Source organism: Klebsiella sp. CN_Kp106 (assembly GCF_040064575.1).
In the GTDB taxonomy this organism is placed as follows: Bacteria; Pseudomonadota; Gammaproteobacteria; order Enterobacterales; family Enterobacteriaceae; genus Klebsiella; species Klebsiella michiganensis.
On sequence record NZ_JBEAIG010000001.1, the window covers coordinates 94,583 to 106,045 of the forward strand.

Below are 11,463 nucleotides of genomic sequence, written 5' to 3' on the forward strand. Positions count from 1 at the left end.
AGGCCATTAAACGGCTACGATAAATCTTCCTGTTGTGCAGCCGAACGCTCGGAGAGTTCCGCGACCATCTCCAGGATGTAGCTAAGCTCGTCGCGATCCAGGGTAATCGCCAGCTTTTTCTGGAAGCAACGAGCAATCGTCTGGTAGGTATCCAGTTTTTTCTGGTTGTCTTCGCTAAGGTCACCATCATACTTCAGGCCGCAGTGTTGTACCATTCGCTCCAGCGCGCTCCCGATATGCACGCTAATGCTGACCTTCATGCCATTATCAAAGGGGAATCCCTCCAGCTTCTCCAGCTCACTGATATACTCCAGCACCGGATCGACCACTTTTTTCGGGTTAAGGTAAGTCAGAAACTCGGTCATACTCTCCTCGCTAATTTTGCGCACCATCGCATGCGGCCGAATAACCGACTGTAAATGGCTCCGTTGAACGAGAAGCGTAAACTGCGCCTCACCGTTGCTGGAAAACAACGTTTCCAGAGGTAAGAAAGGGGCATTGATTCTGGGATCTGCTATCCCCAAAGACATAATGAACTCGTAACGTTTGAGTAAAAGGTCTCTTTGTATTTCGACTTCATTCAGCGGCATCGCGATGACGTTAATATCGCAACGTTCCATATTACACAGCATACCGTCGACAAAGGTTTTCAGCTTCTCCGCCGTTCCCTGCCCGGTTGAGCACACGCAGAGGATCGCCTTCACTTTCTGATAAAGCATGGATGTATCCAGCTGCTGCGTCGTTTTACGATAACTGCCATATCCCTTGAAATCGCACAGCGAAAAGTAGATATCATCCAGCTCCATTCCCATGACCGCCGATTTTCTTACTGCCTCAATGACCGTGGGCGTCGAAGCCATGGTTAATGTGCGTATCTGTATCCCCGTTTCCTGCATGATAATGTCGCCAAAACCATTCAACGATCCCATATCCACCAGCAGCAGCACGCCTTTGTTGCAATTCAGCTCTTTAATACGCTGGCGCATTTGATCGAGTACCAGTTTGGGACTGATGTCCAAAGGCATATCAATGCTGTCAATATTGCCCTCACCCAGTAACTTTTGGGCAACGCTAGCCATCGAACTGGCGGTATGGCTTCCGTGCATTACGACAAGTACCGCAACACGCTCTTCCTGCTGGGTTTTCAACAAAGAACTAATCAGCAACGTTAAATACATCTCTTCGACGACAGGCACATCAATGCCAAATTTGTCTTCAATGTGCTGCTTGACTATTTTAGCGGCCTGATACTCCTGCCCCTGGTTCATCAGTAGATGCTCAATACGGGGAAGCAGAGCGGTATGGCGATTTTCCGTTCGCGCTAAAAAAGATGTCAGATGTAAACTAAATGCCAATAAAAAGCGCTCCGTCAGATGATGATTCAATTCCCGTTCCACGATTTTTTTCATCTGCTGTGAGAAATGCAGGATATCCTCATTGACTACTTTTAATATATTTTCCTGCATCCCGGCATTGTTCTGAAACTTCATATAAAAAGTATTCAGATGAATGCTGATGTCCAGTAAAATAAAGCGCGTAATTTCCTCATGGGACAGGCCATGATCCTGCATAAAGGTAACTTTGTCTTCAATAATATTATACAGGTTGAAAGTGGGTTCATATTGATCGTCTTCCTGTAGCGGCGACGGCTCGCCTCCCGGCTGAATAACTAAAAAATCCTCAAGATAATCATTGATCTGCTGCATTTCATCGCGCCGTGCGCCGAGATGAAACAGGCCGTTTTTAATTTCGCTGGGCAGATCGCGGAAGCGGATATCAATAATATCTTGATGCAAACAGTGTAAAAAGCCATTCGCACATACCAGCTGCACATTGGATTTCATCTGGCCAATATTGCCAAAAGAAGTATTACCGATCAGCGCCTTCATTGCTTCCACATCAATTCTGATCGGTTTCTGAATACGCTGTGCTTCTCTATTCAATAAGAATTTCAACAGCGATATTTTCTCCTGGGTGCTGCGCCGTTCGAATGTTGGCAGATGAATGATGATTGGAATACGGCGAATGAAGGTCTTGAGCATTGCAGATTCTAAATTCTCGGTAGTGGCCCCCACCAATAAAACGCTCGCGGTACGTCTTCTTTCCGTTTCCCCCAGCCGGCTGTAGGTACCGGTATCCATAAAGTAGAAGACCATCTCCTGCCCTTCCGGTGGTAATCGGTGTATCTCATCCAGAAATAACATTCCGCCATTAGCTTTATCAACCAATCCCTCTTTGTCCTCGCCGGCGCCGGTAAACGCCCCCTTGATATGACCAAAAATATGCGCCATCAGCAGCTGCGGGTTCATTGCATAGTCTGCGCAGTTAAACACAATGAAGGGTTTTTTCGCATCAAAACGGCCAACAAAACAGGCATAGTTGAACATGACAGAAGCAAACAGGCTTTTCCCAACGCCTGTCGGTCCGGTAATTAATGTATGCAGGCTGGACGGTGGATACAGGATAGCGGCTTTTGCCTGTTCGACCTGCGTTTTTAAGCTGCCATCGAAGCCAATCAGCAAACTAAAAGGATCGGCGCTCCGGTGCTCAGAAACCCGCGAATCGGCCGGCGCCTGCGCCGCGACTCCCCCGCCAGGAGAAACCAGCGCATTCAGCGCATCAAAACTGTCAAACTCCACCTCTGACAGAGCGATACCCAACGCACGTTCAACGCTGACTTTGGGAATGTAGGCTATCGGTCTTCCTTTCACTTTAACGATCTGCTGCATACGTAACAAATTACCCAGTTCGAAACTGACATTGTTTCGCAAAATACGCAGTCCGTCAGCAATATCATGGGTATTGAACCCTCTCTGCAAACACATTTCATGCCAGCTCATTTTGTCTGCGTGTTCCAGCAGCCAATGGTAAACCCGGTCAATTCGTTTCATTCAACTTCCCGTTATATTTACATGTTCTGAAAATATATAGATTTATATGAAGTTATTATTTAACAAGCAACCTATCACAATAGAGGAAACCATGCATTCAACGCATGTGAAATATATTCTCAATAAGCTCAATAATTGTAATTATTTGTACTGTGTCACATAACCCGCCGGCACTATCATCATGGATAATGATAATAACAAAAACACTTATTTAATCTTTGGATAGTTTTCCCAGATGACTCGACCTCCCGCCGCCACAATTAATAGATTCCTGGCGTAAATGATTATTTAATTATCGTCTTCACCCTGACCACGCTATCGCCAGAATAAGCAAGCAGCCGGGTTATTGGCAATAAACAGAGAAATATCTATCCCCGCCATACTTCAGGTTGCCTGTGCATTGGCTTCGGATTACTCGGCCCATCCATGGGCCTCGCCCTGATAGGCCGCCGTTACCCGGCGTTCACATCCGCTCCCGGCGAACCTTACCCGCGGAGGATTTACCCCTCTGGCAAAACGTGGCTGGAGAGTCCCGCTCTGACTCTCCAGCAATATATGGTTTTATTTATCCAGCCACGCCAGCGCCCGCTCGCCCGTTTCATCCATCGGCAAATAGACCAGCAGGCGCGAACCGTTGCGCGGGGCCGAGTACCAGTACATCTGCTGCAGGCTGAAGCGTCCGAGCTGCGGATGGTTAAAGTGTTTCACCTGATTTTCCACCCCGCGCACCTCATAGCGCTGATGCCAGAGCGCCTCGAACTCCGCCGACGCGGCGAAAAAGCGCGCCAGCTTATTCTCCCACAGCGGATCGCCGCGGTGCTCCGCCATCGCCGCGCGGAAATAGGAGACAAACGTCGCCAGCACGTCGCGATTCTCGATGCGGCTGCGCCAGGTTTCATTGGTCAGATACAGATAAATGCAGTTGCGATCCTCTTCCGGAATGATGGCGAAATCGATGCCCATCAGGCGGCAGAAGCTGTCGTTCCAGGCCACAATATCAAAGCTCGGCTTCTGAATACTGGCGGGCTGCGGCATCAGGCTATCGAGCATCCGCCGGGTGCCCGGGCTGATGCCTTCGCATACCGTGACCTGCGCAGCTTCCGGCGGCGTCAGTCCGGCCAGGACAAACAGATGTCGGGTCTCCAGCGGGCTGCACTGCAGCGCGTTCGCCACCGACACCAGCACGGCCTCGGACGGATTCACTTCCCGCCCCTGCTCAAGCCAGGTGTACCAGGTGACGCCGACCTCCGCCAGCATCGCCACCTCTTCCCGCCGCAGGCCCGGCGTGCGCCGCCGGCCGACGCGAGGTAACCCCAGGCGCTGCGGATCGAGGCTCTCACGCCGGGCGCGCAGAAACGCCCCCAGCTGTTTACGGCCGTCATCGGGCGCGGCGATCGTCGATTCACGTTGCGGCATGGTCGTCATAAAACCTCCAGCATGGTAGTGCCAATACCAGTATAAGCAGGAACTGGTACCCGTTTAATTTATCGGTGATGCTACGGCCATCCGCTGAATGACGCAATGGAGAGATCCGATGAATTCGTCTGCTGTTTCACCCGGCCGCGCCGGTTTATTCCTTCTGTTGACCGGCCAGATGCTGCCGCTGATCGACACCTCGATCGCCAACGTCGCGCTGGACTCCATCACCCAGTCGCTGAACACCAGCGCCACCCAGCTGGAGCTGATCGTCGCGCTGTACGGCGTCGCCTTTGCCGTTTGCCTGGCGATGGGCAGCAAGCTTGGCGATAACTATGGCCGCCGCCGTCTGTTTATGTGGGGCGTGGCGATTTTTGGCGTCGCCTCCCTGCTGTGCGGGATGGCGAACTCCATCTCCACGCTGCTGGCGGCGCGCGCGGTCCAGGGCGCCGGCGCGGCCCTGATCGTGCCGCAGATTCTCGCTACGCTGCATATCACCCTCAAAGGCACCGCCCACGCCCGGGCCATCAGCCTCTACGGCGGCATCGGCGGAATCGCCTTTATCGTCGGTCAGATGGGCGGCGGCTGGCTGGTCTCGGCGGATATCGCCGGTTTAGGCTGGCGAAATGCCTTCTTTATTAACGTGCCGATCTGCCTGCTGGTGCTGGCCTTTAGCCCGCGATACGTCCCGGAGACCCGGCGCGAAGCGCATTCGCGCATCGACTGGCAGGGCACCTTCAGCCTTGCGCTAATCCTCTGCTGCCTGCTGTTTCCGATGGCGCTGGGGCCGGAGCTGCACTGGCCGTGGACGCTGCAGCTGATGTTAGCTGCGGTGCTGCCGCTGCTGGTCTGGATGCGGGCCAGCGCGCTGAGCAAACAGCAGCGCGGCGAGCAGCCGCTATTGCCGCCTCGCCTGCTGAAACTCACCAGCATTCGCTTTGGCATGGCCATCGCCCTGCTCTTTTTCAGCGCCTGGTCCGGGTTTATGTTCTGCATGGCGCTGACCATGCAGGCCGGTCTGGGGATGGCGCCGTGGCAGTCCGGCAACAGCTTTATCGCACTCGGCGTGGCCTACTTCATCTCCGCGCTGTACGCGCCGAAGCTGATTGCCCGCTACAGCATGGGGCGCATTTTGCTGACCGGCCTGTCGGTGCAGATTGTCGGCCTGCTGCTGCTGAGCGCGACCTTTTATCGCCTTGGTATCTACACCACCACCCTGGCGCTGGTCCCCTCCACGGCGCTTATCGGCTACGGGCAGGCGCTGATCGTCAACAGCTTTTACCGTATCGGGATGCGCGATATCAGCGCCTGCGACGCCGGGGCCGGGAGCGCGATTCTCAGCACTCTGCAGCAGGCGACGCTGGGCCTGGGCCCGGCAATTCTCGGGTCGCTATTCTTAACCCTTGCCCAGCGCAGCGGCGGCGACTATCCGCGGGCGCTGATCGATTTCCTGGCGGTGGAAGTGGTGATGATGCTGGTACTGGGCGCCATCGCGCTGTGGCTACGCCATCACCTTAACGTCCGTCCGGCGGTAGCGACCCCATAATTCACAACGGCGTAACCTGCGATTTGCATAATAGACATCCAGCGGTCATCATAACCGCTGGATGTAAAGGAGACGTTATGCAGGAATTCATATCGCAAATCGCCGCATTAGGCATCAAAATTACCCCCACCACCTCACTCATTATTATCTTCGGCATTATTTTTCTGACGGCGATTGTCGTTCATCTTATTCTGCACAAAGTGGTGCTGCGCACCTTCGAAAAGCGGGCGAAGGCCAGTAGCCACCTGTGGCTGCAAATTATTACCCAGAACAAACTGTTTCATCGTCTGGCCTTCACCCTGCAGGGGATTATCGTCAACGTGCAGGCGGTGTTGTGGCTGCAAAAAGGCAGCGAGGCCGCGGAAATACTCACCACCTGCGCGCAGCTGTGGGTGATGATCTACGCGATGCTATCCTTCTTTTCGCTGCTGGACGTGGTGTTCAATTTATCGCAGAAATTCGCCACCGCTTCTCAGCTGCCGCTTAAAGGGATATTTCAGGGTATTAAGCTGGTCTGCGCGATTATTGTCGGCATTCTGGTTATCTCCTTACTGATTGGCCAGTCGCCGGCGATTCTGATTAGCGGACTCGGCGCGATGGCCGCGGTACTGATGCTGGTATTCAAAGATCCTATTCTTGGCCTGGTGGCGGGAATTCAGCTCTCCGCCAACGATATGCTCAAGCTCGGCGACTGGCTGGAGATGCCAAAATATGGCGCCGATGGCGCGGTGATTGACATCGGCCTGACCACGGTGAAGGTGCGCAACTGGGATAACACCATCACCACCATTCCAACCTGGTCGCTGGTTTCCGACTCGTTTAAAAACTGGAGCGGTATGTCGGCATCCGGCGGTCGCCGCATTAAGCGCAGCCTGAATATCGATACCACCAGCATTCATTTTCTTGATGAACAGGAGCAGCAGCGCTTAATTCAGGCCAGGCTGCTGAAGCCGTATATGGATTCACGTCATCAGGAAATCAGCCTGTGGAACCAGCAGAACGCCGCCGATCAATCGATATTGAATCAGCGCAGGATGACCAATATCGGCACCTTCCGCGCCTATTTGCAGGAGTATTTGCGTAATCATCCGCGCATCCGCAAAGATATGACGCTGATGGTGCGCCAGCTGGCGCCGGACGCCAGCGGCCTGCCGATTGAGATTTACTGCTTCACCAACACCGTGGTGTGGGCGGAATATGAAAGCATTCAGGCGGATATATTCGATCACGTCTATGCCGTGGTTGACGAATTCGGCCTGCGGATCCATCAGTCCCCTACCGGTAACGACATTCGTTCGCTGGCGGGCGCGGTGTCTCAGTAATATCCTCAGGCACTGGCGCGGGAAATGACGCGCCAGTCCATCATCACCCGCTCGACCGCGGCGTCGGGATTGTCGATTCTTTTCATCAGCAGCGTGACCGCCGTACGGCCAATCTCGCGCGAAGGCTGTTCCACGGTGGTCAGCTGCGGCGATACCACTTCAGCCAGTTCGGTGCCATCAAAACCGACCACCGCAATATCTTCCGGCACCCGCATTCCGGCCTGAGCGATAGCCCGCAGCGCGCCCGCCGCCAGCGAATCAGAGACGGCAAACACCGCGTCCGGCTGCTCTTCCTGCGCCAGCAGCGTCTCCATCGCCTGTTTACCGGCCGCGGCGCTCAGATCGCTGGCGTAGATCACCTGTTGATACGCCAGTTCGCGAACGTGCAGAACGCTTTTATAGCCGCGCTCGCGCAGGCGCGAGTAGCGATAGCTGAGATCGTGGTTGATTAAAGCAATGCGTTTACGCCCGCCGTCAACCAGCCGGGAAACGGCGCCCTGCGCCGCGTCGACGTCGTTGATGCCGACGCAGGAGATGCTGCCGTTATCGGCATATTCCGCGCACTGCACCCAGGGCGCGTCGCCGATCATGGTGGTGAGTTCCGGCAGGCTGGAGAGCGCGTTCATGGTGATGATGCCGTCGACCATTTTGCCGGAGAGCAGCTGCAGCCCCGAGGTTGAACGGGCTAAATCCGAACCTGAATTACACAGCAGGATCCGGTAGCCGTTCTTTTCCGCCTCTTCTTCAATGCCCTTGACCACCTCGGCGCAAAAGGGGTTGGCGATATTAGAGACCATCACCAGAATCATATTGCTGCGGGCCGTTCGCAGCTGGCGGGCCAGCAAATTCGGCTGGTAGTTACTCTCTTTGATCGCCTGCAGCACACGTTCGCGATTCTTCGCTTTAACGGTATCGCTGTTATTCAATACCCGCGATACCGTCGCCACCGAGACGCCCGCCAGGCGAGCGATTTTCTGAATTGACATAGAGGCTGCACTTCCCGCATAGACGTTATATTTCGCAGGCTATCATAAATGAGCCCCGCCTGCGCCGTCAGCAGGTTTTGCGAGAATCGACGGGATTGATTAGCACGCTAAGGTCGCTATCATGATAGCGTCGGCGTTGTTTCGCGAGAGATGAAACGTACGCCGGCCGTTGAACATCATCGGCATATAACTGGGGTATCTCTTGAACACAATAAAAAATATTCATATCGCGGCGGCAGTGATCGCCGACGGTCAAGGACGCTGTCTTTTAGTACGCAAACGAGGGACTGAGTACTTTATGCAGCCCGGTGGAAAACCTGAAATCGGGGAAGCCCCGGAAGCGGCGCTGATCCGCGAGCTCGAAGAGGAGCTCAACTTCATCGTCTCACCTGAAGAACTGGTCCCGTTAGGCCGCTTCACCGATACGGCGGCAAACGAGCCGGGCCATACGGTCTCGGCGGATATCTTTCAGATAGCCACCAACAGAGCGAGCTTTACACCGACGGCAGAAATAGAAGAAGTTATCTGGTATACGCCGGGCCAGGATCGGCATATTAAGCTTGCTCCTCTTACCGAGAATCACCTGCTTCCTCTGCTGAAAGGGGCGTAAGCGCCCGGGGCGCATCGAAAGTATTGGCTCATTTGTCTGCACATTCACGCTGCCATCGTCCCGGTGGCGCTACGGCGGCCTGCAGGCAGAGCCCGTTCAGGCTGCAGCGCCCCGTCTCCCCGAGAAGCATTTGTCCGCTTCTTCCGGTTAAGATTTAGCACATCCTTCTGATTCGCTCCTTTTCAAGCGCCGACGCGTTTTAGTTCTTAAAAACGCCCTGTTTTGTACGCCAGATCATATTTCGCCAGACGGTCCTTTCCCCCATAATCCAAAATATCGCAACTTTCCCTTACAAAAAACAGGTGATTACAGAATAAACACCACAAAATAAAACAAAACAAAAACACAAAATTAACAAACAGCGATGAAATAGCATTTTTTTTGACTTATTGTGCTGTTTTTTTTTAACCAATTCTCCCCCATTCAGCGAGAAAATTCCTGGTCACCATGGATAATTCTTAAGGAGCGATCGACATAAAATCCTGCACCTTAAGATTTTTCTTATTCAGAATAGTAGGTTAGTATCAATCCAGTCAATTTCAGCCCTTAAGAATTTACACATTTTTCATCTATATAACTCTCCAGAAATTAAAGTTGTCACATTTATTAACTAGCCATAATATAGCCACATCATTGAACGATAGGGTAATACAATATAGGGAAATAAATCGACATATGGCTCCGCAGAAATATGAGAAGGTATACTGCATAAGCTGTCAGTATCAATGCGAAATCTATCCACGACCTACGATAAAATCGATTAACTGCATTGAAACCCGCTATTGCGTATGGCCCGATAAAAACATCTATTTAAAAAATGGTGTGCATTGTTTTTTAATTAACAAGCACTACAACTTCTCTAATTCTGGATTTATTTTTGTTGATTTTTCTCGCTACAACATCAGATTATTCACCAATGATAAATGGATTGAATATCTGATCAAAACAGGGTTGCGGATAGTGTTGATTGCCGACAGGTTAGCGCAGCCGCTGGCGCTGTTCTGGAAACACCGCTGTCAGCAGATAGTTTCGATTATCAACACCAGCGATACCCGAGACGAGATTGAAAAGAAAATACAGCTTTCGTTTCTCGGTCAAAGAGATGGTCGAGGTTACCGCCAAAAACTCAGCGACCAGGAAGTGCTGGTTCTCGATCTTTTACTCGCAGAAAAGTCGGTTAAGCAAATAGCCAACGAATTGCAGATGGCAGAAAAAAGGATCTACGCAATCAAGCTCAGCTTGCAGAATAAGATGGGAGGCAGAGGGAAGTTAAACATTATTCTATCTGGATAAAGTCATTATCAGTATTTGTAGCAATAACTCCATAAATGGAACTAACTTAATTATTCTCAGGAAATTTAAAATGAAAAAAATCGTATTAGCGGGTGTTGTGGCTGCGGCTCTTATCTCTTCCAACGCAATGGCTGACGTGACCACTTCCGCCACTGCAAGCTGGGATGCAAGCGCAACTAAAGACACCACCAGCGCGCTGGTTGTCACTCCGCTGAAATCCCTGAACTTCCAGTACGCTGAAGGGATTGAAGCGTTTAACGCCCAGAAAGGCGCTTTTGACATCACCATCCAGGGCCAGTCTGGCGCGACCGACTTCACGCTGACCTCTCAGATCGTCAGCAACACCCTGAGCCGTACCACTGATGCCTCTACTCTGGCCGTCGGTGTGAGCTGGAACGGCAACGCGCTGAACAAAACCACCCCGGTAACGATGATTGATACCGCCAACAACATCTCCGCGGGTCTGGATGCGCTGGCTGTCGCTACCGCCTTCGCAGGCGCCGATCGCGTCAGCACTCAGGGTTCCTTCGATTTCACTGTCGACTCCGCGACTTCTGACGGCAGCACCGCAGCTGAGTTCAAAGATTTAACCGACGGTTACTGGAGCGGCGACGTTCGCGTTCAGTTCAACGCGGTCTGGACTATCTAATCAGGTGTAGCCAACACCTGTCCGGTATGACAAGGAGGCTTCGGCCTCCTTATAAGGATGCGCCATGAAACTGAATCCATTATTACTCTCTCTCTTCTTATTCACCGTGACGCCCTCCTCCCATGCAATTAATGTCGGAGACGTCACCTCAATAATGGGGCCGGATGCCTCGACTCTGGCAAAAGAAATCATTAATACCACCGATACGGCGCGTTACGTTAGCGTCAGCGTGGAGCGTATTTCATCGCCTATGGCCGGTGGCACGGTTATCCCGATGGCGAGCAGATCGGAATTATTATCAACGCCAGCCAGCCTGATATTACCCGGAAATGCTAAAGAGAACTTTCGTTTTTTTTACAAAGGACCTCAGGACAACCAGGAACGTTATTACCGCATATCCTGGACCGATGAGCCGGTGACCGAGTTCGAAGCCAGTAAAAAGAAAAAACAGGGTGAGGCAACGACCTCTGCCATTATTGGTACCATTCTGGTGGTCGCGCCGCGTGAAGAAAGATTTGACTATCGTCGCGATAATGACACGGTGACCAATACCGGCAACGCTTCATTCCGCGTTATCTCCTATGGGCCCTGTCGTGATAAAGCGAAGGATGAGGGTCAAGGCTGCCGTGAACGCTATTATGTCATGCCTGGTGTCAGCGTAAAAATAAAGCATACCGATCTCACCAACAAAAAAACGCGAATTGGAATATGGCACGGTGAGCAATATATAAATGTAAACTGAGTAACATT

The 11,463-nt window shown here is 52.3% G+C and carries 9 protein-coding genes; 6 read left to right on the forward strand and 3 right to left on the reverse strand.

Annotated features, from left to right (window positions below):
- Positions 1-14: 14 nt before the first annotated feature.
- Both ABLU96_RS00405 and ABLU96_RS00410 read right to left on the reverse strand, forming a co-directional pair.
- Positions 15-2,891 (reverse strand): sigma-54-dependent transcriptional regulator, encoded by a 2,877-nt coding sequence (locus ABLU96_RS00405; RefSeq protein WP_064405492.1) that lies wholly within the window; start codon positions 2,889-2,891, stop codon positions 15-17.
- Positions 2,892-3,452: 561 nt separating this feature from the next.
- A complete protein-coding gene (locus ABLU96_RS00410; RefSeq protein ID WP_064407202.1) occupies positions 3,453-4,316 on the reverse strand; it encodes a helix-turn-helix transcriptional regulator in 864 nt (287 codons plus the stop codon).
- A 109-nt stretch (positions 4,317-4,425) separates the two neighbouring features.
- Here ABLU96_RS00410 and ABLU96_RS00415 point away from each other — a divergent pair, with 109 nt between their 5' ends.
- Together ABLU96_RS00415 and ABLU96_RS00420 are read left to right on the forward strand one after the other, a co-directional pair.
- Positions 4,426-5,853, forward strand: coding sequence for an MFS transporter (locus ABLU96_RS00415; protein ID WP_064405476.1), 1,428 nt, complete (start codon positions 4,426-4,428; stop codon positions 5,851-5,853).
- Between the two features lie 77 nt (positions 5,854-5,930).
- A complete protein-coding gene (locus ABLU96_RS00420) occupies positions 5,931-7,175 on the forward strand; it encodes a mechanosensitive ion channel family protein (protein ID WP_014837733.1) in 1,245 nt (414 codons plus the stop codon).
- Between the two features lie 5 nt (positions 7,176-7,180).
- On the opposite strand, the gene ABLU96_RS00425 is transcribed toward ABLU96_RS00420, so the two are convergent.
- Positions 7,181-8,161, reverse strand: coding sequence for a LacI family DNA-binding transcriptional regulator (locus tag ABLU96_RS00425; RefSeq protein WP_014228283.1), 981 nt, complete (start codon positions 8,159-8,161; stop codon positions 7,181-7,183).
- A 211-nt stretch (positions 8,162-8,372) separates the two neighbouring features.
- On the opposite strand from ABLU96_RS00425, the gene ABLU96_RS00430 reads away from it, so the two are divergent.
- The 4 genes from ABLU96_RS00430 to ABLU96_RS00445 all read left to right on the forward strand — a co-directional run bounded on the left by ABLU96_RS00430 (position 8,373) and on the right by ABLU96_RS00445 (position 11,455).
- The gene (locus ABLU96_RS00430) at positions 8,373-8,771 is read left to right on the forward strand and encodes an NUDIX domain-containing protein (protein ID WP_025107080.1); all 399 of its coding nucleotides are present in this window, start codon (positions 8,373-8,375) and stop codon (positions 8,769-8,771) included.
- A gap of 675 nt (positions 8,772-9,446) precedes the next feature.
- The gene (locus ABLU96_RS00435) at positions 9,447-10,064 is read left to right on the forward strand and encodes a LuxR C-terminal-related transcriptional regulator (protein ID WP_025107081.1); all 618 of its coding nucleotides are present in this window, start codon (positions 9,447-9,449) and stop codon (positions 10,062-10,064) included.
- 70 nt (positions 10,065-10,134) lie between these two features.
- The gene (locus ABLU96_RS00440) at positions 10,135-10,713 is read left to right on the forward strand and encodes a common pilus major fimbrillin subunit EcpA (RefSeq protein ID WP_004111140.1); all 579 of its coding nucleotides are present in this window, start codon (positions 10,135-10,137) and stop codon (positions 10,711-10,713) included.
- 64 nt (positions 10,714-10,777) lie between these two features.
- A complete protein-coding gene (locus ABLU96_RS00445; protein ID WP_025107082.1) occupies positions 10,778-11,455 on the forward strand; it encodes a hypothetical protein in 678 nt (225 codons plus the stop codon).
- Positions 11,456-11,463: the final 8 nt, after the last annotated feature.

What these genes read in the sequence shown, in the direction of transcription:
- ABLU96_RS00405 (WP_064405492.1), bottom strand. Translation starts at nt 2,891, where the DNA reads ATGAAACGAATTGACCGGGTTTACCATTGGCTGCTGGAACACGCAGAC.
- ABLU96_RS00410 (WP_064407202.1), bottom strand. Translation starts at nt 4,316, where the DNA reads ATGACGACCATGCCGCAACGTGAATCGACGATCGCCGCGCCCGATGAC.
- ABLU96_RS00415 (WP_064405476.1), top strand. Translation starts at nt 4,426, where the DNA reads ATGAATTCGTCTGCTGTTTCACCCGGCCGCGCCGGTTTATTCCTTCTG.
- ABLU96_RS00420 (WP_014837733.1), top strand. Translation starts at nt 5,931, where the DNA reads ATGCAGGAATTCATATCGCAAATCGCCGCATTAGGCATCAAAATTACC.
- ABLU96_RS00425 (WP_014228283.1), bottom strand. Translation starts at nt 8,161, where the DNA reads ATGTCAATTCAGAAAATCGCTCGCCTGGCGGGCGTCTCGGTGGCGACG.
- ABLU96_RS00435 (WP_025107081.1), top strand. Translation starts at nt 9,447, where the DNA reads ATGGCTCCGCAGAAATATGAGAAGGTATACTGCATAAGCTGTCAGTAT.
- ABLU96_RS00440 (WP_004111140.1), top strand. Translation starts at nt 10,135, where the DNA reads ATGAAAAAAATCGTATTAGCGGGTGTTGTGGCTGCGGCTCTTATCTCT.
- ABLU96_RS00445 (WP_025107082.1), top strand. Translation starts at nt 10,778, where the DNA reads ATGAAACTGAATCCATTATTACTCTCTCTCTTCTTATTCACCGTGACG.